At 53.7% G+C, this 22,570-nt stretch carries 24 protein-coding genes; 9 read left to right on the top strand and 15 right to left on the bottom strand.

Translation table 11 applies throughout. From position 1 onward, the window contains the following. Positions 1-73 precede the first annotated feature (73 nt). Positions 74-268, bottom strand: a complete 195-nt coding sequence (locus JF44_RS0115840; RefSeq protein ID WP_081944468.1) for a hypothetical protein — start codon at positions 266-268, stop codon at positions 74-76. A gap of 153 nt (positions 269-421) precedes the next feature. Between JF44_RS0115840 and JF44_RS0115845 the strand changes: the two genes are divergently transcribed. The 4 genes from JF44_RS0115845 to JF44_RS0115860 all read left to right on the top strand — a co-directional run bounded on the left by JF44_RS0115845 (position 422) and on the right by JF44_RS0115860 (position 4,070). Continuing rightward, entirely contained in the window at positions 422-1,093 is a 672-nt protein-coding gene (locus tag JF44_RS0115845; RefSeq protein ID WP_033069894.1) for a class I SAM-dependent DNA methyltransferase, read from the top strand. Between the two features lie 279 nt (positions 1,094-1,372). Continuing rightward, positions 1,373-2,776 carry an MFS transporter gene (locus JF44_RS0115850; protein ID WP_052065974.1) on the top strand — a complete coding sequence of 468 codons (1,404 nt, stop codon included), beginning with the start codon at positions 1,373-1,375 and terminating at the stop codon, positions 2,774-2,776. A 2-nt stretch (positions 2,777-2,778) separates the two neighbouring features. Then, a complete protein-coding gene (locus JF44_RS0115855) occupies positions 2,779-3,291 on the top strand; it encodes a MarR family winged helix-turn-helix transcriptional regulator (protein WP_238318473.1) in 513 nt (170 codons plus the stop codon). After that, on the top strand, positions 3,288-4,070 hold the full coding sequence (locus tag JF44_RS0115860) for a siderophore-interacting protein (RefSeq protein ID WP_033069895.1): 783 nt from the start codon (positions 3,288-3,290) through the stop codon (positions 4,068-4,070). Before JF44_RS0115855 ends, JF44_RS0115860 begins: the two co-directional genes overlap by 4 nt. 77 nt (positions 4,071-4,147) lie before the next feature. On the opposite strand, the gene JF44_RS0115865 is transcribed toward JF44_RS0115860, so the two are convergent. From JF44_RS0115865 to JF44_RS0115875, 3 genes are all read right to left on the bottom strand, one after another. Further along, positions 4,148-4,792, bottom strand: a complete 645-nt coding sequence (locus tag JF44_RS0115865; RefSeq protein WP_033069896.1) for a hypothetical protein — start codon at positions 4,790-4,792, stop codon at positions 4,148-4,150. Positions 4,793-4,953: 161 nt separating this feature from the next. Further along, positions 4,954-6,150, bottom strand: coding sequence for a formaldehyde dehydrogenase, glutathione-independent (fdhA, locus tag JF44_RS0115870; RefSeq protein WP_033069897.1), 1,197 nt, complete (start codon positions 6,148-6,150; stop codon positions 4,954-4,956). A 286-nt stretch (positions 6,151-6,436) separates the two neighbouring features. Then, entirely contained in the window at positions 6,437-6,655 is a 219-nt protein-coding gene (locus JF44_RS0115875) for a DUF3126 family protein (RefSeq protein ID WP_033069898.1), read from the bottom strand. A gap of 242 nt (positions 6,656-6,897) precedes the next feature. On the opposite strand from JF44_RS0115875, the gene JF44_RS0115880 reads away from it, so the two are divergent. Both JF44_RS0115880 and hpt read left to right on the top strand, forming a co-directional pair. Next, positions 6,898-7,641: a glutathione S-transferase gene (locus JF44_RS0115880; RefSeq protein WP_081944469.1), complete on the top strand. Its 744-nt coding sequence runs from the start codon at positions 6,898-6,900 to the stop codon at positions 7,639-7,641. Between the two features lie 226 nt (positions 7,642-7,867). After that, complete coding sequence (gene hpt, locus JF44_RS0115885; protein ID WP_033069899.1) at positions 7,868-8,404, top strand: hypoxanthine phosphoribosyltransferase; 537 nt, start codon at positions 7,868-7,870, stop codon at positions 8,402-8,404. Positions 8,405-8,445: 41 nt separating this feature from the next. On the opposite strand, the gene JF44_RS0115890 is transcribed toward hpt, so the two are convergent. The 4 genes from JF44_RS0115890 to JF44_RS0115905 all read right to left on the bottom strand — a co-directional run bounded on the left by JF44_RS0115890 (position 8,446) and on the right by JF44_RS0115905 (position 11,740). Next, complete coding sequence (locus tag JF44_RS0115890) at positions 8,446-8,943, bottom strand: hypothetical protein (protein ID WP_033069900.1); 498 nt, start codon at positions 8,941-8,943, stop codon at positions 8,446-8,448. Beyond that, positions 8,940-9,233, bottom strand: coding sequence for an ElaB/YgaM/YqjD family protein (locus JF44_RS0115895; protein ID WP_033070025.1), 294 nt, complete (start codon positions 9,231-9,233; stop codon positions 8,940-8,942). The genes JF44_RS0115890 and JF44_RS0115895 overlap by 4 nt, the downstream gene beginning before the upstream one ends. Before the next feature lie 252 nt (positions 9,234-9,485). Then, a complete protein-coding gene (pobA, locus tag JF44_RS0115900; protein ID WP_033069901.1) occupies positions 9,486-10,652 on the bottom strand; it encodes a 4-hydroxybenzoate 3-monooxygenase in 1,167 nt (388 codons plus the stop codon). A gap of 197 nt (positions 10,653-10,849) precedes the next feature. Then, positions 10,850-11,740, bottom strand: a complete 891-nt coding sequence (locus tag JF44_RS0115905) for a type 2 periplasmic-binding domain-containing protein (RefSeq protein WP_033069902.1) — start codon at positions 11,738-11,740, stop codon at positions 10,850-10,852. 288 nt (positions 11,741-12,028) lie between these two features. Here JF44_RS0115905 and JF44_RS0115910 point away from each other — a divergent pair, with 288 nt between their 5' ends. Together JF44_RS0115910 and JF44_RS0115915 are read left to right on the top strand one after the other, a co-directional pair. Continuing rightward, complete coding sequence (locus JF44_RS0115910; RefSeq protein WP_238318474.1) at positions 12,029-12,871, top strand: HAD-IIB family hydrolase; 843 nt, start codon at positions 12,029-12,031, stop codon at positions 12,869-12,871. Further along, the gene (locus JF44_RS0115915) at positions 12,864-14,096 is read left to right on the top strand and encodes a glycosyltransferase family protein (protein WP_033069903.1); all 1,233 of its coding nucleotides are present in this window, start codon (positions 12,864-12,866) and stop codon (positions 14,094-14,096) included. Before JF44_RS0115910 ends, JF44_RS0115915 begins: the two co-directional genes overlap by 8 nt. Before the next feature lie 18 nt (positions 14,097-14,114). Here JF44_RS0115915 and JF44_RS0115920 read toward each other — a convergent pair whose 3' ends face one another. From JF44_RS0115920 to JF44_RS0115945, 6 genes are all read right to left on the bottom strand, one after another. Continuing rightward, positions 14,115-14,552: a PAS domain-containing protein gene (locus JF44_RS0115920; RefSeq protein ID WP_162181416.1), complete on the bottom strand. Its 438-nt coding sequence runs from the start codon at positions 14,550-14,552 to the stop codon at positions 14,115-14,117. 486 nt (positions 14,553-15,038) lie between these two features. Beyond that, the gene (locus JF44_RS0115925) at positions 15,039-15,533 is read right to left on the bottom strand and encodes a PAS domain-containing protein (RefSeq protein ID WP_033069905.1); all 495 of its coding nucleotides are present in this window, start codon (positions 15,531-15,533) and stop codon (positions 15,039-15,041) included. A gap of 163 nt (positions 15,534-15,696) precedes the next feature. Further along, on the bottom strand, positions 15,697-16,170 hold the full coding sequence (locus tag JF44_RS0115930; protein ID WP_033069906.1) for a hypothetical protein: 474 nt from the start codon (positions 16,168-16,170) through the stop codon (positions 15,697-15,699). Positions 16,171-16,276: 106 nt separating this feature from the next. Beyond that, entirely contained in the window at positions 16,277-18,091 is a 1,815-nt protein-coding gene (locus JF44_RS0115935) for an alpha-amylase family glycosyl hydrolase (protein ID WP_033069907.1), read from the bottom strand. A gap of 161 nt (positions 18,092-18,252) precedes the next feature. Beyond that, on the bottom strand, positions 18,253-18,726 hold the full coding sequence (locus JF44_RS0115940) for a hypothetical protein (RefSeq protein ID WP_033069908.1): 474 nt from the start codon (positions 18,724-18,726) through the stop codon (positions 18,253-18,255). Positions 18,727-18,842: 116 nt separating this feature from the next. Next, positions 18,843-20,570 (bottom strand): thiamine pyrophosphate-requiring protein, encoded by a 1,728-nt coding sequence (locus JF44_RS0115945; RefSeq protein ID WP_033069909.1) that lies wholly within the window; start codon positions 20,568-20,570, stop codon positions 18,843-18,845. A 127-nt stretch (positions 20,571-20,697) separates the two neighbouring features. Between JF44_RS0115945 and JF44_RS0115950 the strand changes: the two genes are divergently transcribed. Further along, a complete protein-coding gene (locus tag JF44_RS0115950) occupies positions 20,698-21,459 on the top strand; it encodes an IclR family transcriptional regulator (RefSeq protein WP_033069910.1) in 762 nt (253 codons plus the stop codon). Here the strand turns inward: JF44_RS0115950 and JF44_RS0115955 are convergent. Continuing rightward, positions 21,444-22,472, bottom strand: a complete 1,029-nt coding sequence (locus JF44_RS0115955; RefSeq protein ID WP_081944471.1) for an AraC family transcriptional regulator — start codon at positions 22,470-22,472, stop codon at positions 21,444-21,446. The two genes, JF44_RS0115950 and JF44_RS0115955, sit on opposite strands and share 16 nt — an antisense overlap. Positions 22,473-22,570 lie beyond the last annotated feature (98 nt).

Consider the following 22,570-nt stretch of genomic DNA (forward strand, 5'->3'; position numbering starts at 1 on the left):
AGCAGATTATACACTGAAAAGGCTGGCGCAACAACGCCTCCCGGCCCGTTCCATGATGCATCCAAAGCGATGCTTAGTGGCAATGCACCGACCCCGCCTTGTTATCCATGTGGCAACACTGACCGGGTGGGGAGCTTTTACGGCATCCGCCGCCATGTTCAACCATCTGATCAAATACGATGGACGGTTGCGCTGCGTTGACCGGCATGGCGTCCGCACCAAGCGCGAACAGGGCGCTCATCCCCAAAATCAGTGTGAATTTCATCATCTGTCCTCCCCAGTATTTCCATGATGATACGCATCAAAACCATCGCGCGATACTACGCGTAAGGTCAGGCGCAATTTGCATTGATGCATCCCATGTGCCTTAATACCCACCTCCAAAATTAAAAATCCAAAAGCAAAAACAGTGAGGTGAACCATGACGGGTGCCAGTAATGGCAATTCCAGCAAGGCGGATATTTCCGCTACCGCAACCGATCTGACCAGCATGACCAATGCCGATGCAAATACATTGGCGGACTATTACGACAAGTGGGCGCAAAGCTATGACGCCGACCTGCCAAAGATGGGCTATGATGCGCCCAAGCGGGCGGCAGAGATCATGCGCGAACAGGGTGTTGCGTTTGATGCGCCGATTTTGGATGCCGGATGTGGCACGGGTCTGACCGGGCTTGAGCTTGCCAAGGCCGGATACACCGACATTACCGGTATTGATCTATCCCTTGAGTCGCTGCAAACCGCCGAGGACAAGGAAGTCTATCGCCACCTTAAAAAGCGCGACATGAACAAGACGCTGGCCTTTGGCGACAATGGTTTTGCTGCCGTTCAATGCATCGGGACGCTTACCTATGTGCGCGAAACCAGGCAACTGTTTTCGGAGTTCTGCCGCGTGGTCAAACCGGGTGGAATAGTCTGTTTTACCCAGCGCACCGATTTGTATGACGATGCCTTCATCAAGGCCATTCAGGCCACCACACGCGCAAAAAAGTGGGACCTGATTTCCCATTCCGATCCCATGCCCTATCTGCCGAACCACGAAGATTTCGGCGACAGGAAACACATTTTCTATGATGTTTTTCGGGTAAAATAGACCCGCGCGGTCAAAGCCCCTGTGACCGGTTTATCATCCCTGAACGCATACCTCCGTCAGAATATTGCGATCCATTCGCAAATTTATAGTTGACATAATCAACTATCTCATTGTAGTTGATTGTGTCAACCAATTGCCCAACACAACACTCGCCAAAACGCCCCACGTTTGATGATGTCGATTGTTGTGTTGGCGGTTTCAAAACCCTCCTCGCGCCACCCTGCGAGGTTTCGTCGCCTTTAAACGCCACGCGCCCCAGATCGAAAGCACCCCTGCCCCATGCCCGGACTGTTTCGTATATCAACGGAAATTTACCCTGACGGATTGCCAAAACCCCGGCGGTTTTATGCATCCCTTGCCATTCTGGTCACGATCATGATGGCAGTGCTTGATGGTACGATCATGAATGTGGCGTTGCCGACCATTGCAAATGATCAGGGCGTTTCCCCGGCCCATGCGATTTGGGTGGTAACCGCCTATCAGCTTTCCATCGTGGTCGCACTTTTGCCGCTTTCCGCCCTTGGCGAGGCGATTGGCTTTCGCAAGATCAATCTTGTCGGGGTTGGTCTTTTTGGTGTGTCATCGGCCCTGTGTGCCATGGCCCCAAATATTGAATTTCTGACCGCAGCCCGTGTATTGCAGGGCCTTGGTGCCGCCGCAATCATGAGCATCAACCCCGCCCTGATGCGCCATATCTTCCCACAGGCCAAACTGGGAATGGCGATTGGCTGGATCGCCATGACGGTATCGGTATCGGCTGCTGCCGGCCCCACCATTGCCTCGGCCATTCTGGCGGTCGGCACCTGGCACTGGCTGTTTTTGATCAATTTGCCGTTGTCGGTTCTGGCGATTGTCATCGGTTTCTTTAGCCTGCCATTTACCGAGCCAAGCCGCGCACGGTTTGATTACATCAGTGCGATCCTTAACGTCCTTGCCTTTGGCGGGCTGGTGGCCGCCCTTGGCAATATCGGCATTGAAAGCGATCCGGTGCTGATTGCGGCACAATTTGCGACATCGCTGATTGCCGGGGTGTTTCTGGTGCGCCGTCAATTGACGCGCACCCGACCGATGCTGCCGCTTGATCTGTTAAGGTTGCCGGTCTTTGCCTGTTCGATTGCAGCATCGGTTACCGGTTTTTGCGCCCTGATGATTGCGTTCGTCACCCTGCCGTTCTATTTCCACGATGTATTGGGATATAGCCCGACCCTGACTGGCCTTTTGATGACGCCATGGCCTGTGGCAGCGGCAATTATCGCCCCGCTGGCCGGAAAACTTTCTGACGCCTATTCCCCGGTGCACTTGACCGGGGTCGGCATGGGCCTGTTTGCCGCCGGGCTGTATGGCATCACGCTGGCCGCAAATATTGATGGATACGGCGCAACGGTTGCCACACTTGCGCTGTGCGGGGCCGGGTTCGGGCTGTTTCAGGCGCCCAACAACCGCCTGTTGCTGACCAGTGCCCCGCGCGATCGCGCAGGGGGTGCCAGCGGGTTACTGGCCACCGCACGCCTGACAGGTCAGTCCATTGGTGCAGCCCTGGCCGCCATCCTGATTGGCACCAGCGGCACATTTGACCTGCAGACCATCCTGTGGGTTGCCAGTGGATCGGCCGTTCTGGCAGCATTGATTTGCGAAGGTCGCCGCCATGCCCTTCGCACCGGATTGATTGCGGCAAACGTATGAGAATGAAAGACAAAACCATGATCGACGAAGATCAGGTCCACGTTCCGGGCGAAACGCTGCATCGGCTGGTCCATGCCTATAAGCGCAGACTGATGCATGCCATGCAGGCAGCCGACATGCCCATGCCGATCTCGCACAAGCGGGTGATGAAATGGATTATGCGCATTCCCGGCATCACCGCCCAACAAATGGCCGAAAAATCCGGTCAGGACAAAGGCCGGATCACACGGCTTTTAAAAGAACTTGAAAATGGCGGGCTGATTGAACGCCGCCCGCACCCCGAAGATCGACGCAGCCAAACCCTGCATTTGACGGCCGCGGGCAGCACGAAAATGGAAGATTTCCGCGCTGTTGAAAAAGAAGTCCGATCACGCATGACAAGCGGTCTCACGCCTCAGCAGATCCATGATTTTGTCGAGATCGCCAATCTGATGTCGGACAATCTGGAAACCCACAAATGCAAGAAACTGGACTTCGCGGACAACGATCCCGAGGACCAAGGAGTGAACAAATGAACAAACCAGCCCCACGCGATCTGACCGTGATCAGAAAAGGCCATGTCACCCCCAACATGCTGCGCGTCACCCTTGGCGGGGATGGCATGAAGGATTTCCCCGAAGATCAGGCAAGCGCCTATGTCAAACTGATCTTCCCGATTGAAGGTGACGAAAAAGGCCGCGTTTTGCGCCGGACCTATACCGTGCGTCACGACCGCATGACCGATCAGGGCCGCGAGATCGATATCGATTTCGTCATGCATGGCGATGGATCCGATGACAATGATCATGGCGGTCCGGCCTCGAACTGGGCGGTCAATTGTGCGCCGGGTGATGTTATCACCATTGGTGGCCCCGGCCCGAAGAAACTGGTCGATCCAACAGCCGACTGGTTCCTGATTGTTGGCGACATGACCGCCCTTCCCGCGGTTTCGGTCAATCTGGAAACCCTGCCATCTGACGCGCACGGCTATGCGGTGATCGAGGTCCAGTCAGAAGGCGACATGCAGGATTTGAAAAAGCCCGACAACATCACGATTGAATGGGTGATCAATCCGCATCCGGGCGAACGCAATACCGCACTGAGTGACGTTGTGAAAAACATCCCCTGGAAAGATGGCCGCGCATCGGTTTGGACCGCCTGCGAATTTACATCCATGCAGGCACTGCGCCGCTATTTCCGTGAAGACCGGGGTCTTGGCCGGGATGATCTTTATATTTCAAGCTATTGGAAGCTTGGCATGAACGAAGACAATCACAAGGTCATCAAATCCGAGGATGCCAAAACGGCTGCCTGATAGCATCGCGCCAATCGAACAAACAACACGGGCCCCATTGCGGGGCCCGTATGCGTTTTGGCGATCAATTGACCGGATCAGGCATATTGCGCATGCAGGCGGGCCATGCGTCTGCGCGCGAAAAATCCGGCATATTGGGTTGTCTGAACCTGTTCGGGGCGCAACTGCCCGTCATCGTCGGAAACAAAGGCCCGACCAGCACCAATCACGCCCTTTTCCGAACTATAGACAGCAATAACGATGATTTCGATGCGACACTGCCCTTGCTCATTTGCCGGATCAGGTTGATCGTTCGCACGGGCCTGCTGCGTAATGCGCCGCATAAGTTTTTGCAGCGCGCCCAGCTCGATACAGCTTCCTGATTCCAGCGGGCCTTGCACGGTGAGTTCATCAAGGCGTGCCACATGGGCAGATTTGCGGTCCTCGTCATTTTTAAAATCGATTTCCGGATCGGTATCTGTGACCTGTTCGCAAACCTGATGTGTGTCATCGCCAATACAGACAAGCACCTTGTCGATATGAATGGCTTCCTGGCTCATATTACTGATCAGAAAGCGCGCCTTGTCGGATTTACCAAGCATCTGGTTGATGACGATTTTCGGGCGACGAACCCGGCGATAGCTTAGAAACAGCAATTGCGCATAGAAAATCCAGATCAAAAGGGTGGCAATGCTGACCCCGACCTGAAGCAGTGTGGCATGCTGTTCAATCCATGAAAGCATCTGGCACCCCTTGCAGAACGAACAACTTCGGCTCGCGCACTGCCTCTGTCGGCGGCGCAACATCTGTTTAACGTGCTGATACCTGTTTTGTTTCAACGCAAAACACCCCGGCAGATGCCGGGGTGTTCGATGCAACTTATCTGTCGTTTGCGGCAGATGGATCAGGCGGCAACAGATCCGTGCGGGTCAATGACGAATTTCTTCGCCGCCCCGCCATCAAAATCGGCATAGCCCTGTGGGGCCTGATCGAGATTGATCATCTGAACATTGACTGCCTTGGCGATGTCGATCTTTTCAAACAGGATCGCCTGCATCAGGTTGCGATGATATTTCATCACCGGGCACTGACCGGTATGAAGCGAATGGGATTTCGCCCAGCCCAGACCAAACCGCATGCTCAGCGCCCCGACTTTGGCCGCATCATCGACCGCACCGGGGTCTTCGGTCACATAAAGGCCGGGAATGCCAATGGAACCGCCCGCACGGGTGACCTGCATGGCAGAATTCAGAACCGTTGCCGGGGCTTCGTGGCTATGATTGCAGCCACAGCCATGGGCTTCAAAGCCAACGCAATCGACGAAGCAATCAACCTCGCGATCATTGAGAATGGCTTCAAGCTGGTCTTCCATCGGCATATCTTTTTTAAGATCGATGGTTTCACAGCCAAAGCTTCGTGCCTGTGCAAGACGGTCATCAATCATATCCCCGACAGTCACACAGGCCGCACCCAAAAGGTGCGCCGATGCGGCGGCCGCCAGACCAACAGGACCGGCACCGGCGATATAAACCGTTGACCCCGGACCGACACCGGCGGTGACACAGCCATGGAACCCGGTCGGGAAGATGTCGGACAGCAATGTCAGGTCCTGGATTTTCTCCATCGCCTGATCCTTGTCAGGGAATTTCAACAGGTTGAAATCCGCATAAGGCACCATGACATATTCGGCCTGGCCGCCGACCCAGCCACCCATATCGACATAGCCATAGGCAGCCCCCGGACGCGCCGGGTTTACATTCAGGCAAATGCCGGTCAAACCGGATTTGCAATTGCGGCATCGGCCACACGCGATATTGAACGGTACTGAGCAAACGTCACCAACGTTCAGAAATTCAACATCACGACCGGCTTCAACAATGACACCGGTAATTTCATGACCAAGAACAAGCCCTGCGGGGGCTGTGGTGCGGCCACGGACCATGTGCTGATCGCTGCCGCAGATGTTTGTGGTGATAACTTTCAGGATCACACCATGATCGCATTTGCGATTGCCAAGTGCGAGTTCTGGAAACGCAATGCTTTCGATTGCGACTTCTCCCGGACCTTTGAATACAACGCCACGGTTTGATGGACTGCTCATATTCTGTTTCCTCTTCCCTGATATGAAGTTCAGGATTGTTGTTTATGTCCGGGTTTTCGAGTTCTTCTAGCGTGACCCTGCCCGAACTGAAATCACCGCGCGATAGTTAGGTGTCGCAGTGCAATCAAAACGGTAGGTCCGCGTTCATATTGCTGTCAAACGAACTGAACGCCGCCCCGCAAACTTCCTCCTGAGTTGAGAAGATTTGCGACGATGGGGTCATTCAGGCACAAAAAAAGCGCTGCAGCCTAGGGCCACAGCGCTTTTGATCTGTTGCGGTCGGCGGTTATTTTGCCGGCGGCAGATCCTCTTCAAGGATCACAAGGTTCAGCGAATAGCTGACTTCGCCTTCATCTTCGTCACGGTGGACAACACCGACGAATTCATCGCCAACACGCATTTCGATCGGATGGCCCTTTTTCTTGGGCACATCAACGGCAATTTTCGGGTTCTCGAATGTGCGACGCAGGTAATCTTCGACGCGTGCGATCTCTGACGGTGTCATAGGACTGGCCCCTTGTTCTTTCCAACGGCTGTTATCTTCAGGATCACAGGATATCGCATGCACGCTTTTGCGTCTGCCCTCTTTCCTGTCCCCTTGCGAAATCTGGTGCACTGTCCTTCCATAAACCGGCCCTTGAAATCAAGCCCATTGGACCAAAAAAATCGCCAAATGGTGGGTTTTTCGTATCTGCGCGCGCCAGAATGTCTATTGCATTCGGCTCATGCACGGTTTAATCCAAATTTATGTCCGAGATTGAGCTTAAGACCGATATCAAAACGCCCGTCACCGCCCAAAACGACCAGTCGTCGGCGGACACCAAAGACGACTGCACGGCGCAATCACAACCAATCCTTTATAGTTTCCGCCGCTGCCCCTATGCGATGCGCGCGCGCATGGCGCTATTGGCGGCAAACCTGGATGTGGAACTGCGTGAGGTCGTCTTGCGCGACAAACCGCAAAGCATGATCGACGCATCTCCTAAGGCAACTGTGCCGGTTCTGGTCCTGCCAGATGGCACTGTGATTGATGAAAGCCTTGAAATCATGGTGTGGGCGCTTGCGGAAAATGATCCGCTTGAATGGCTGAGTCCAGAAAGCGGCACACTTGATGACATGCTGGCCCTGATTGCGCAGAACGACGGGCCCTTCAAGCATCATCTCGACCGCTATAAATATCACACCCGCTATGAAGACGTCGATCCGGCCGAACATCGCCGGGATGCGGAAAAAATTCTCAACCGTCTTGATGGGCGGCTTGCCGTTGGCAAATATCTGTTTGGGTCGCGCCCGGCACTGGCTGATTTTGCCATCGCCCCGTTTGTGCGCCAATTTGCCAATACCGACAAAGAGGCATTTGACGCCATGCCCTTTGTCCATGTGCAGCGCTGGCTTGCCGATTTCCTTGCATCCGATCTCTTTGAACACGCCATGAAGAAATATGATCAATGGCACAAGGGCGACGCACCGGTTATCTTCAAAGCCGCATAGAATTTCAAAGATACAAATCGACTTTCACCCCAAATGACGGGTCCTTATATCGGCAAAATGCCATCACCATAACGTGCGGTGACGGGGCATTTATTCGCCAAATGTGCGATATTTGGTTTTCCGTTCTACGGGATTATACTTCAGTTACCATTCACAGGCTGGTCATCGTGATCGGCTTGTGCTAGCAAGCGACGCATCACACCATAACGCTTCAGGACCAGAATTTATGGCCGATTATGATGTCAAGCCGCTGATTACGGCGGACGAAATTGCCACCAAGATCGACGCACTCGCCGCCGAGATCAATGAAAGCTTCAAAGACACTGAAAAGCTGATCGTTGTCGGCCTGCTGCGCGGCTCATTTGTGTTTATTGCCGATCTGGCACGCAAACTGACCGTCCCGGTCGAAGTCGATTTCATGGTTGCGTCAAGCTATGGCGATTCCACGGAAAGCTCGCGCAATGTGCGCATCGTCAAAGACCTTGATGGTCAAATCCGCGGCAAGGACGTGGTTCTGGTCGAAGATATCATCGACACCGGCTATACGCTGTCGGAAGTGGTCCGGTTGCTTAAGACCCGCGACCCGAACCGTTTGGAAATCTGCACGCTTCTGAACAAACCGTCCCGACGCGAAGTCGAAATTCCGATTGATTTCTGCGGCTTTGACATTCCCGACGAATTTGTGGTTGGCTATGGCATCGATTACGCCCAGAACAACCGTAACCTGCCCTATATCGGTACGGTGCATTTCCGCGGCGAATAAACACTCATCGACCTGAAATAACAAATGGCGGGATGCTGATGCTATCCCGCCATTTTTGTATCCGTGTTTTGCGTATCGGACCGTTCGTCATCTTGTGGTCCCGTTCCTGGCGGATCAAACACACCCAATACGCCGAGGTCATCAATCATCTGGTCAAACCCCGCCTGCATGCGCGGTTTGTTGCCCTGCCCGGTGGCATAGCCGGTCATGGCTGAATGCACCAGAAGGTCAAACAGCATGTCGTCTTCCGACTTGCTGTTTTGCGCCGTTTTTCTCTGCGCCTCAGATTGATCAATTCCCTCACCGGGGTCACGCTGCAGCATGATGGCAAGTGCGACCAGCGACAGCGTCACAAGCGTACCGCCAAGCGCCAGTGCAGCGGCAATTGCGCCAAAGGACGCGGCAATTGCTATATAAATCGCCGCCAACAGAAAACCGGCACCGATCAGCATCACAACACCGATCGCGGCAAAGGCCGCACACTTGCGTGCGGCGACCTTTGCCTGATCAGCGAGGATATCTGTCAGTTGCTCGATCATTTCTGCAGCAGACGGCCAACAAGAAGGCCGACACCGAAGGTCACGGCAACAGATGCCAATGGATTTTCGCGAACCTGTCCCACGGCTACGCCGCGCGCATGATCAATCTGTTCACGCGCCTGACCGGACACTTCACGAATGCGTTCTGCCGCCGCCTGCGTTTTGCTTTCAGCGGTCTGGCCACCCATTGTCTTGAGTGTCTTGGTCACTTCCGCCAGGTCGCCACGAAGTGCGTCAACGTCGGCCTGCAATTTTGCAGTATCAGCAGTCGTCTCGGTCTTGGTCGCCATGGTTTTCTCCTTTTGATTTGAAAACAGCAACACACAGACAACGTGCACAGGCACCACAAGTTCCCTGATCAATTGTGATGATTTCTGGGCATCGCCCCAAGCGACCCCGAAGATAACCTGCAAACAGTCCCGGGACGCACAAACAGAAACGGCCCGCGTGGGCTGCGGGCCGTTTCAAAACCTGTCGGAAATTCTGGGCGGATAGGGAGAGCGGGAATTCTCCTTCGGGGGTGGGTATCCCCGATACGTCGATCAGTAAGGCAAACCGACGTAATTTTCCGACAGGCTCGTCAAACCTGCCTTGGAAGACAGGATATATTGCAGTTCTGCATTTCGAATGCGGCCATCAAATTCATTCTGGTCGCCAAAGGTATGCAGCATGGATGTCATCCACCAAGAGAACCGCTCTGCCTTCCAGACGCGCGCAAGTGCGGTATCGGAATAGCTTGCCAGAAGTTCTTCTCGGTTGGATTTGTATTTCGCAATCAGGGCTTCGGACAGGTAGTGAACGTCACTTGCCGCAAGGTTAAGCCCCTTCGCCCCGGTCGGCGGCACAATATGGGCGGCATCACCGGCAAGGAACAGACGGCCATGCTGCATCGGTTCGGCAACAAAGCTGCGCAGCGGGGCGATGCTTTTCTCAAACACTTCGCCTTCATTGACAAGTTCGGCATCTTCTTCGCCAAGGCGGGTGCGCAATTCATCCCAGAAACGATCATCAGACCAATCTTCGATCTTTTCAGAACTTGGCACCTGAACGTAATGGCGCACGACTGTGTCTGAACGCATCGAACACAGGGCAAAACCGCGATCGTGCTTGGCATAGATCAGCTCGTCGGCCACCGGCTTTGCATGGGCCAAAACACCCAGCCAGCCAAACGGATAGACTTTTTCAAATTCCTGAATACCGGGAAGCGATTTGCGCCCGACACCATGGAAACCATCACAGGCAGCAATGTAATCGCAGCTTAGTTCAACCGGGTTGCCGTCTTTGACATATCGAACGCGGGGTTTGTCACCTTCGATGTCATGCAGGCTGACGTCTTCGGCCTCGAAAACGATCTCGCCACCGTGGTCCAGGCGGGCCTGGATCAGGTCTTTGGTCACCTCGGTCTGGCCATAAATCATCACCGTCGACCCGCCGGTGAGTTCTTCCATATTTACATGGGTGCGCTTGCCATTGACGCTGATATAGAAACCGCCATGAATGATGCCTTCCTTGTTCATGCGGGCATCAACCCCCACACGCTTCATAAGGCCGACGGTTCCCATTTCCAGAACGCCTGCACGCACACGGCCTTCGACATAATCACGGCTTTTGCGTTCCAGGATAACGGAATCGATCCCCTGCACATGCAAAAGATGCGACAGCAACAGCCCCGCCGGGCCCGAACCGATAATGACGACAGGGACATGCATGATAGTTTCCTCACAAGATCAAGGTTTTTGATTCTGTTTTTGAATTGGAACAAGAAGCGTTCCATTGCGGAAACAATACGCCTGTTACCGCCAGTACAGAATGGACAAACCGGGATAATGATTGGACAAATCGAACATGTATTGATGATTGGTTATAGTTGCGAGATGATCTGGTTTTACCTGATAGCCGACGATGGTCAGTTCACACCTTCCGAAATCATATCCAAAACATCGCCTTCAATCTTTTCCGGGGCCAGTTGGTCCCGATCACAGGTCAGCCATTCCTGACACATTTCCCTTCCAGGATCAGACCCCATCAGGTCATCAAACGCGGCCTTCAGGATTTCGCCGTCCGGGTGATTGCGTGAAAACAATATGAACATGCTGCTTGAGGGCACGGCATCCGTGGTCGCATAGGTTTCGGCCGCCTCTGCGCCCAAAACGTTGGTCAGGTCAAACCAGCCAACCTCTTCCTCTTCGAACAAAATATCTGCCCGACCGGCATCAAGAAATCGCCAGGCCGAGCCGGAGTTTGCAACGATCGCACCATTGATGTTGTGTTTATTGAACTCTTCTTTATGCCAGTAACTGGCAATGCCGACCGCATGCAAACCCAGCTTGGCAACATCGTCAAAACCATTGATATCAAGGCCATCCGGAAACCGGGATTTCTTATAAAACCCTTTATGTAGGGCGCGCGCCATCGCGTAGCGCGGAATGTGAAATTCCTCGGCCCTTTCTTCGGTCTTGAGCCACGGGAACGTGGCAATATATTCGCCCCTGCGGGTTAGCTCCATTGCGCGTGGCCAGGACAAAAAATCAAACCGCGCCTCATACCCCATGCGCGCAAAAATCTCGGTAACCCTTTCGGACCATCTGCCGAAATTATCCACGTCTTCCGTGACCAAAGGTGGCCACTCTGCAACAGCAAACAGCACCTCTTTGCCGCCACCAGATGCTTTTAACGGGTTTGGAGCAGCCTGCACGGACAGCGCAAACCCAAGGAACACGCCAATGGCCAGTACGCAGGCATAAGCCAGTCCGGAGGTAAAAGGTCGTACAATCTGAACGCTCCGCACTTTTGCCATGAACAGCTTGTCTCCAACGCCGATGTAAGGCTGGCAACTTCATCTGCCAATGAACAGCAATTTTCGGCACGTCATGACGAGACGGCCACTGTCATGCTTGATGGAAATACCCCAAAAGTCAAAACCTTGTGTATGGGACCGGGTAAAATCGCTTGGAATTTCATCACCTTTTCAATGTGATGAAAAATTCATCCCGTGAACTGTCGATCATCCGTGATTGCTGTGCTAAGCTATTTCTTCGGGCCTAAACAAGCGGCCTGAAAACGTTTAAAACCGCGACAGAACGGGATGATGCCTCAAAGCCGCGCCATCGCAATTTTTACCGATCTTGACGGCACCTTGCTTGATCATGACACCTATAGCTGGACGGATGCGCGCCCGGCTCTGGATCGTTTGAAACAACTATCCATTCCACTTATTGCTGTGTCCTCCAAAACGCTGGCCGAACTTGAATATCTCAATCAGACAGCCGATCTGTTTGACGGGCTGATTGGGGAAAATGGCAGCGTTGTCGCACTTCGAAACGATGTCGAACATTTTGGCCCGTCGCCCGAAACCATTGATCGCGCGCGTCAAGAAATTCAAACGGCGATAAACATCCCCGTCCAAAGCTTCAGGACTGTCACACCCGATATCATATCCGCCCAGACAGGCTTGCCACTTGAAGATGCCATGCGCGCTGGACAGCGCCATTGTTCGGACCCGCTGATCTGGAAACCGACCGACAAGGACGTCGCGATTGCACGCGATATCGCCGAACGGTTTTCGCTTAACCTGATCAAGGGCGGCCGCTTTCATACGCTTTGTGGCCTATCCAACAAGGGACACGCCATGCAGCGCATGATCGAGCGCCTGTCTGTCACCTGGCGTCAGGACACCCCCGATGCAGCCGCGAAACGTTTTGTAACCATTGCACTGGGGGATTCACCAAACGACATCCCCATGCTGGCCGAGGCAGACTACGCCGTTCAAATTCCGACAAAGCGCGGCAAACGGACATTACCACTGCTCGATCATCCCAACCTGCACATCGCCCCCAAACCGGGGCCTGCTGGCTGGAACGAAGCGGTCAACGACATTCTGGACAAAATAATCAATACCAATAAAAACAGCGAGGTACTTCATGGCTGATTTCCATCAGGGTGGTCCGATTACAACCCTTCATCGCATTCTTGACCGCAACCCGGAAGAACTCGCCTACGAACTAAGCGCCTTTGCGCGTCAACGCCGCCAAACCCTGATCCTGCCGTGCCTGTATTCCGAACTGGAAACCCCGGCCATGACAACCATTGTCGAAGGCCTCAAACAGGCAACCTATATTGATCAGATTGTTGTCGGGCTGGATCGGGCAGATGCGCAGCAATACCTGCATGCGCGCGAGTTTTTCAAGGACCTGCCGCAACATGTGCGCATCCTGTGGAATGATGGGCCGCGCCTGCGCAACGTGCATGACCGACTGGCGGAAAACAATCTTGCCCGCTATGAACCCGGAAAGGGCCGCAATGTATGGTACTGCCTTGGTTATACATTGGCATCCGGGCGCAGTTCGGTGATCGGCATTCATGATTGTGATATCGCAACCTATACGCCGGACCTGCCGGCAAAGCTGATGTATCCGATTGCCAACCCGGCCTTCAACTTTGCCTTCGCCAAGGGCTATTATGCGCGCGTTGCCAATGGCACCCTTAAAGGCCGCGTTTGTCGCCTGTTTGTCACCCCCTTGATACGGGCGCTTAAACAGGTTGTCGGCAAGACTGATTTCCTGAACTATCTGGATTCATTCCGTTATTCCCTGTCAGGTGAAATTGCGATCAGAACCGATGTGGCCTATGGCCTGCGCGTCGCATCGGACTGGGGGCTTGAAGTTTCCATGCTCTCGGAAATGTATCGCAACCACACAGTTCATCGTCTGGCCCAGGTCGATATCGCCGATATCTATGATCACAAGCACCGCGAATTTGATCCCGCCCAAAAAGATGACGGCCTGTCACGCATGGCAAGCGACATCGCCAAATCCCTGTTCCGCAAACTGGCAACCCAGGGCACGGTCTTTACCCCGGAAACCTTCCGCACACTCAAAGCAACCTATTATCGCGTCGCTCTTGATCTGATTGAACAGTACCGTGCCGATGCCTTGTTTAACGGCCTTAAAATCAACCGCGACGAAGAAGAAAACTGCGTTGAGGTACTGTCTGAAGTGATCATCAGCGCCGGACAACATTATCTGGAAAATCCGCTGGAAAGCCCGTTCATTCCAAGCTGGCAGCGTGTTGAAAGTGCCATGGGCGACATCTTTGAGCATCTTTCATCCGCTGTCGAAGATGATCTAAACGACATGGACATCGGCAAGGAGTAGACGTCTGAACGGGCGCGGCTAATCGTCAATTGGAAAAATGGCAAGGAAGACCTGCAGCACGTCTTCCTTGCCCGGCTTCTGAAGCAATACTGGCAAGAGCATACGTATCGCGTTTTGCCACGCGTTTTGCCAATCGTTCTTATAAACCTGCAAGTGATGGATCGTTGGCTCGCCTGTCATTCGGACAACGGTCATTGAAGCGTGCAGGGTCGATGAAAATTGACTGTCGACCTCGCGGGCCAACCCACCGCGCCAGTCTTCTCCGGTCAGGACCGCGATATTTTCGCCTTCCAGAAGAACCTGAAAATCATCCTTTTCCGGGATATATTCAAAGATCGCGATGTTTTCGAACCATGCCCTTAGTTTCTCCGGGCGAAACTCATCGCGTGTCGGCAGGCGTCGTTTTGATGCATGCTTGTTCCAAAATGCAAGCAGCTCTTGGGCTTTCGCGGGCACCAATTCGTCCATCGCGTCTTGCGTAATTTCTTTTTCTTGGACGGCAAAGGGCTCAAACTGATACCCCCTGTTAGATTGTATGCGCCGGCAAACAGGCTTCAATATTGGACGCATCAAACACTGGTGATGAATTTCCCAAATTCTTCCCATGATCCACTTGGGAATACTAGCTCCAGAAACAAGCTTTGTCGGTCAAATCGACAAAATTTTTCCACGATACAGAAAATGACTGACAAATATCTGTTGGACTGGACGACCTTCCTTATCTGTCGTCTGAACAGGCAACATCAGGCGCAACCACTTTTCCTACACCAAACTGCGTCGCCACCCCGGTGAAACATGGGCATCTCCCGATCAATCACTTCAAGTAACGTGGGATAGATCGGGGTAGCATAATCAAGATCGATCTGGCGCGGCAAGACCCCTCTGATAGTTCTCGCCGCGGGCAGCACCTTTTGTCAGGGGGCAGAACGATCAGTTCACCACTCACAGGATCGTTTGCGGCAACGGAAAGATCGCCAGAAAAACCTGCAGCGCATCTTCCCGCCCGGGTTTTTGCAACAAAATCGGCAGCAACAAACGTACGGCTTCCTGCCAGTCTTTCTGAAAAACCAGCAGATGATGGATTTGCGGCGCACAGGTTACGCGCGCCATACTCATGGCGGCATGTAAACTTGTTGAAAAATGGCAATCAATCTCGCGTGCGAAGGCGCCACGCCAATCCTCTCCGGTTATGGCGATGATATTTTCACCTTCCAGCAGTATCTGAAAATCATTCTTGTCCGGTTTGTATTCATAAATGCTCAGATCATCGATCCAGGGCGTCAGCTTGGCAGGACAAAAGACATCGCGCGTAGGCAAAATCCCCGACTGTGCATGATCATGCCAAAATGCCAGCAATGTGCGCGCAGCAGCCGGGGCATCTTCGTCCAGTGCTTGCCTTGAAATTTCCTTCACCTGTAAATCAGGAAAATCTGACATCCGTTCCCCTTACTGCACATAAATCGTCGTCCGGAAAAGACCCACGCCTGAAAATCCTGCGGGCTCAGGCTCACAAACGCCCGGCATGGGTCCCCCAAACAGATTTCCCTTATGTTCAGATGGGGTTCGTCTCGTTTGAAACAAGCGGGCTCAGCAAGCGCATTTAATTCCCGCGATACAGAAAATGACTGACAAATACCTGTTGAACGGGACGACCTTCCTTATCTGTCGTCTGAACAGGCAACATCAGGCGCAACCACTCTTCCCACACCAAACGTTCGTACCCGACCCGGTGGAACATGGGTTCCCCCTGATCGATCACCTCAAGCAGCGTGGGATGGACCGTGGTGCCAAAATCAAGATCGATCTGGCGCGGCGAGCACCCCTGATAGCTCTCACCACTGGCAGCAATAATATTGGGGGCATCAATGCGAATGACGAAATCGCGCTTTGCAGGCAAATACTCGTAAATGCTTATGTCATCAACCCAGCGCGACAAAACATCCCCACTCAGGAATTTTCGATGGGGAACCTGTCCGTCGCGTGCCGCATCCCACCATGTGTCAACATAGGTCAAAACACGCGGGTCCGCATCCTTGGGCAAGTCTGAAATTCGGACTTCTTGCGCATAAGCCATTGCGCTTTATGCCTCTTGTTTTTGCATTCTTTATGACCGATAGCGCAGAAATTCAGACCTGCGCAACAGATATCATCGGGAAACCACCCCCCCCCGGGGTACAGGCTTAAACCGGCATCGCATCGCGATAGCGTTGCAACAAACGGCTTTCGGTGCGGTTACGGCCATCCAGATTTGATATCCAGACAATCTGATACGGGGCCAACTTCATGATACCGTCATAATCCTCGATCACCTGCTGGGTGATCAGATCCTGCCAGCCTTCGGTCATAATCAGATTGATATGGGACAGATCAAGCTCCTGAACCGTCTCGGTCAGATTGAACACGCAAAAAATGCTCTGCTCGTTCAAATGCGATTGCCGCCAAACACCCAACAGGTTCGGACCAAGGTTGAGCGTATATTGCGTCGCATTGGGGTGGAAGGCCGGTTGCCCCTGACGGATCGACATCAACGCGCGCAACTGACCAAAGGCCGATTTTGCCGGCCCGTCTTCTGACAGGGCGCGCTCCGCATCCTCAAGCTGCCATACCTTGCGGTTCAGGCGGCGCGGAATGCCGGTTTCCTCATAGGCATGTTGATCGTTTTCGGTCGCAAGGATGGTTTGAACATAAACCGCCGGAATGCCTTCCAGCGACATGGCAATGGCCTGGCTCATGACAAACCGTTCAAGCCCCATGGTGGCCTCGCCGGCAAAGTTTTCCGCCAGCATGCTAAACAGCGTGACATTCAATTCATAAGGCTTCTGCCCACCGCCCTTAAGCGCACGGAAACTGACCTGCCCGCCCATCTTGAGCGCATGGTCCTTCAACCCGTCAATGTCATCATCCGGGATCAGGTTTTCAGCCGGGCGCAGGCCGATGCCATCGTGGCTGGCGGTAAAGTTAAAGAATGTGCAGCCTGCCGGGGCCGGTGGCATCGCCATGATGCATTTGCGGATATAGTCCGACCGACCGCTGAGCAGCGCATGAATGATCACTGGCGGCAGCGAGAAGTTATAAATCAGATGTGCTTCATCCTGATTGCCGAAGTAAGACAGGTTTTCCAAAAGCGGCAAATTGGTCTCGGTAATAAACAACACATCAGGATGCACGGCATTACAGGCCAGACGCATCGCCTTGATCAGCTTGTGCGTCTGTTCAAGATTGATCGAGGTGGTGCCGACTTCTTTCCAGATAAAGCCGATGGCATCAAGCCTGACCACACGAACCCCGTGCTTGAGGTAGTTCAGAACGACCTTGAGCATCTCGAAAAACACTTCCGGATTGCCATAATCCAGATCGACCTGATCATAACTGAACGTGCACCAGACATGCTGTTCGCCGTTTTCCGTGATCACGTCATTCAGCAACGCGTGACTGCGCGGACGCACCACATCGGACAAATCATCTTCAAGACTTGCGGTCTTGATATAATCGACACCGGGTTTTTCACCGGCCAGAAACTGCTGATACCAGGGGTGCGATGCGGAAATATGGTTGGCCACCAAATCGGCCATCACCGTGCCATGCTTTGCCAGCTCCTCAACATCGCTCCAATCGCCAAGCTCGGCCCGCAACATGTCAAAATCGCTGACTGAAAAGCCGTCATCGGACGTGAAAGGATGGAACGGCAGGATGTGTATACCCGTAAGCCAGTCTTTGAGCCATTTGCGATGAAACGCACCAAGGCTTTGCAGGCCCTTTTTGCCGTCCTGCTGGATACTGTCGCCATAAGTGATCAGAAACGCATCGCGCTGATCCCATTTGCGCAAATATTCTTCGCAGGGTTCCGGCCCCTCGCCTTCAATCGGCAGGCCCAGAACCTCGAACACCCGACGGACCAGCTCGGCATGGTCGTGCTCGGGATACACATCCGCAAGAAGGTTGCGCATCGCGCTGGCAAACGCAATACGCCCCGAGGTTCCGACAACACGATCCATACTGGCTCCTTCCGGGCGGGCAATTCAAATGATTAGCTTAATGAAATAATGAATTTGCCTGCGATGCAAGCAGGCATTTCAATGTGCTGAGAAAGCAGGCATGCGTAAAGAAGGCGCATCAGCGGCAATAGTTGCAATAGATCAGTTGAACTTACTTCTCCCTACTTCAGCACACCGAACACCTTAGTTCGTTTATCAAACCCAAACAGCACCCTTAGAATGAGCGGGCGCCAGAATAACAAGGGAAAGGAAACGCCGATTACGGCCACTAATGCAAATGCCGGAAGAATAAATTGGGCATCATGTTGCGACAAACCAGAATACGCAAACATGAATAGTGGACCCGCAAAATGCATCACAATCACGTACAGCTTCGGATGAGGACGACGCCTCCATCCCCAAAGGGTCGCCTTATAAGCAATGGAGCGCAGACTTTTCCGACGACGTGGAGAAGCCGCAAAAATCACCAGCAAGACAGAATAAATACTGAAGTTCAACCAATCCAAATTCGGCAATAATTGGTTATAAATCAAAAATCCGCCAATTATCGGCCAGAGAAACACGATGATGCCTACGTATTTGACGGTTTTCACAGGGAAGAAACGAACATACTGTCTCAGCCTTGCATACTTCATACTACTCCTCTGCGTACCACCACGATCATGCAATCTAAAATAATTTAGCTGATTTTCTCAAGGCTTAGGCCGTCGCTTTCCCGACGCCCTGTCAAAAATCCACAGCCCACGACGTTTTAAGGCGCAATCGTCACCTCGACCAGCGCATGCGTGCGGTTGGTGTCGATATGCTTGATGGCATCGCGCAAAATCCCCGGAAGATCTTCGGCGCGCTTGGCCTTGGCGACCCACGCCCGGCTGGCTTCGGCAACCTTGGTGAAGTCCGGACTGGGTTTAAGGGCTGTTAGCGGCATTTCATTGGTTTTCGCCGCATAGCCGTCCGGGTACATACCCGTGACCGACTGGCGCACCGCCCCCCATTCATTGTTGTTTAAAACAAGGATCAGGATCGGCAGTTCCAAAGCCTCGGCAATCTGATGGCAGGCCGTCGGGTTGGCAAACATATAGGATCCATCGCCCATGGTCGCGACAACCAGCTTGTCCTTATCGGCCAGTTGATAGCCCATCGATGCCGGGAAAGACCAACCCAGCCCGCCTGAATGCGGTTCCTGATACCAGCTGCTGTGTTCGGACAGCGACAATGGCTCCAACGGACAGCCAAGTTCTGAGAAGACCGTGGCTGAACGTTCCGCAATCGCATTCGAAAGGCAGCGCGAGACATAAGCCTTGGTCATCGGATCAACCGAACCGGCATCGGCCATCGCCAACGCCTTCTTGCGGGTTTTGGCATTGGTTGCCGCCACCTTTTCACGGCGGTCTGCGCACATGGACGCATGATCGGAATGTCGACGATCCATGGCGTCCGCCAGCATCATGATCACATCCCCCGTCTCGCCAACAAGCGAGATATCGGCGGCAAAATTACGCCCCGGAAAACGGGAATAAAGCGGGTTCTGGCCGATCTGGATAACTTTGCAGTCCGCGCGCAACTCATGAATATCGGGCGACCAGGGGGCCAGGCAATCAACCACCACCACCGCGTCGGCGTCTTCCAGCCACGGGGCCGGGTCCATCCCGGCAAACATCGGATGTTCCGTGCCAATCGCCAATTGAATGGCCCAATATTGCACGACGGGAATGCCCCATTGATCAACCAGATCGCCAAAGCAGCCAAAGGCCTCAAGCGTACCCGTACCGCGCTGGGCAATGATCACCGGGTTCCTGGCATTGGCAAGGATGTCTGCGGCTTCCTCGACACTGGCTTGCGGCGGGGCAACCGGTACCGGCTGCATGCGAAGTGGCCCGTCAATCTCATCCCCCGGGCACGGCTCACACAGAACTTCGCGTGGCAGGCTGACATAGGTCGGCCCCTTGGGCACAGAAGACGCAATCGCATAGGCGCGATCCACCACATCGGGCACCTGTTCGGGGAATTTAAGCTCATATTCCCATTTGGTGGATTCCCGCACCAGTGCGGCCTGATCGCGCATTTCCTGTCCCCAGCCAATGGGGACAGTGCGCGCGCCAAGACGACCCTTTTCCATCACCGGCGTCCTGCCGGACATGAGCACGACCGGCACATGTTCGGTCGCAGCATTGATCGCGCCAATCGCGCAGTTCGCAAGACCGACATTGGTGTGCGCCATAACCGCCTGTGTTTTTCCGGTCGCAAGGTAATAACCATGCGCCATCCCCATCGCAGCATTTTCATGGGGCATGATCAGCGCGTGCGGAAGATCAATATCCTTTGCCGCGGCCTCGGCCAGGCCTTCGATGATTGGCGGAAAATCCGTACCGGAATTGGCAAAGATATAGTCAATCCCGATGGCTTTCATCCGGGCCAGAACAGCCCCACCGGCAGTCAGGGTGATTTGCCCCGAGGGATCGCGCTTGTCGTTTTTCATCAGACGCCTCTTGCTTTAATCGCTCGATATTTCTATATTTGAAATATTATTTATAATATAGTATATTATCGAAATCCGGTCGCCGTCAAGTAGGGCAACCGGCCAACAGCGATGTGGATGAAATGTGATGACCAGTCAGCTCAATGGCTCTGTGCTTAAGGCGTTTAAAATTCTGGATTTGTTTGCAGCTGGAAAATCCGAACTGACCGCCAGTGAAACTACCGAGGCCCTTGGCATCAACATGATCACCGCCCACCGTTTCCTGCATACCCTGGTGCATGCCGGGGCGTTGCGCACATCTTCTCGTGGTGTGTTTCGTCTGGGATATATGTTTGCCGACCTGGGGGAACGGGTTTTACAGGGTGACAATCTGCCCGCCCTGCTTCAACCGATCCTTGATCAGCTTGCGCTTGACACCGGCGAGGCCTGCATGGCCACACGGTTTGATCGCGACATGGCTGTCTGCATCGCCAAGGCCCTGCCTGACCGGCCACTTTATGTTGATATCCGCATTGGGTCGAAACTTGACGCCTTTTGCACAGCCCATGGCAAACTCTGGCTGGCGCATATGACCACCGCCGAACAGGACCGTTATTTCAAAAATGCCGAGCTGACCGGCATGACGGACCGAACAGTTACCGATATCACCGCCCTAAAAACCGAACTTGAAACCATCCGCGATCAAGGTTTTGCCACCAATAATGGCGAACGCGAAAATGACATTTATGCCATCGCCGTTCCGGTCACGACCACGCACGGCAAAATGATTTCGGCCTTCTCGGTATTTGGCGCATCACCTGCCATCCTTGATCAGAACCGCAAAGCGTTTCTGGCCCACCTGCAAACAGCTGCAAAAAATGCACAGGATGTTATTTATAGTGCGCCCTGACCGGTCCGTCGCACAGCACCGGGGGACTGCCCGGTTGTGCGTTTGAATGCGCGGCTGAACGCCGCAACGGAACCATACCCCAAACGGTCGGCGACATCATCAAGGGTCAGGTTGTCACGCCCGATCCATTGGCTGGCAATCCGCATGCGCAGGTTGGTCAGATATTGTTGCGGCGTACTTTGCGTCATTGCAGCAAAGCGTTCGGCAAAGACGGACCGCGAAACACCCATTTCAGATGCCATATCCGCCACCGACCACTGACGCCCCGGATCGTCATGCAGGGCAGCAAGAACCCGTCCCAGTTTCGGATCACGGATAGCTTCGACCCAGCCACACACATCAACACCGGTTTCCACCCACCTTCTCAGGATCGCAGCAGCCACCACATCGGCAAGGCGCGTTAAAATAACACCATACCCCGAACGCCGGGCCTTGAGTTCTTCGGTCATCACATCAAGGATGGCCGGAATTTGTGGATCATGGTCAGGCACCGTTTCAATCAGCATCACTTCGGGTTTCAGGTGCTCAAGCGGATGCAGCCAACCCAGATCAAATTCCATCGCACAACTGAAAATCAAACGATCCCCGGTACGGCATACATCATCATCACATGCGCGAATTTCGGTTGCCACTTCACACAGCCTGGACGCCTGAAAGGCATCCACATCACGGATCGCAACCCCCTCTGCACTATAAAGCTGATGTACCCCGGCACAAGGCATCAGGACCGCATCCCCGCAACCAAGTTTATATTCTGCCCCGGTTTTGGTGCGTAAATACACCGTGCCCTGACCAATAAAATGAAACCACGCACGGGTCGTGCATTGCCCTTCGCCAAACCGAAGACCGAACGGCGCGCTGATTTCAATGCGCCGGTAGTCCAGCCCGCGCAATCGCACGCCCGACAATAATTCACTGACCATGTCGTGATTAACGTTCTGCAAAGCCTGACCGACCTGTCCTTCAACAGGATCGGCAAGACGACGTGATACGGGTTCAGGGGTATGCGCCATGATTTTCCGGACGAATGATCATTTAATTCGGACAAACTGGCATAGATCGTCTGAGAAGTCGAGCCTATGGTAACGCCAACACACGAAAACAATTCATA

The sequence above is a fragment of the Thalassospira australica genome, assembly GCF_000763295.1.
GTDB classification, from domain to species: domain Bacteria; phylum Pseudomonadota; class Alphaproteobacteria; order Rhodospirillales; family Thalassospiraceae; genus Thalassospira; species Thalassospira australica.